Raw genomic sequence first — 549 nt, 5'->3', positions numbered from 1 at the left:
CCTCGATGCGGGTCAGGTGCGTTTCGCTGTCGAGTGCGGCATCGAGCCGATCAAACGGTCGATGATCCTGCGGGCATCGCCTCGGGCTGCCGACAACTCATCGAACGGGGCGGCAGCCGCAAGCGCAGCCTGAATCTCGCCCGGCGCAAGCGCCTTCAAGCGCACTCGCAGGGCGCGGCTGCGATCTTCCTCATCCAGACAGAAGCGCAACACATCGCGGGCGATCACATCGCCCTCTTGGTCATCGTCGGTCGCAATGTAGATGCGTTTTGCCGCCTTGGCGGCCTTGCCGATCTCCGCTGCCAGCCGTTCCTTGTCGGGCTTCAAGCGGTAGGCCGTCTCGCGGTACTCCGAATCGACCGCAAGCGGCTTGAAGCCCTCCGGGTTGGTGCCGATGTGGCCCACGGTAGCCATGACCTCCACATCGCGCACCCCGGCACGCCAGAGCATGTTGGACATGCCCTTGCGCTTGCCGGGCGCTTCGATGATGAAGAGGTTGCTTGCCATGATGCCAGCCTCCCTACATCGCCAGATGGCTGTCATCAGCAG

1 protein-coding gene is annotated in these 549 nt (G+C 63.9%); it reads right to left on the bottom strand.

What is annotated here, in order from left to right; all coding sequences use genetic code 11:
- Positions 1 to 12 precede the first annotated feature (12 nt).
- The coding region (locus DS839_RS36030) for a toprim domain-containing protein (RefSeq protein WP_368912138.1) at positions 13 to 549 on the bottom strand (537 nt) is incomplete at its 5' end.

Source organism: Taklimakanibacter deserti, assembly GCA_003574785.1.
Note: the sequence above shows the minus strand (reverse complement) of the source record. Positions and strands in the feature narration are given on the sequence as shown.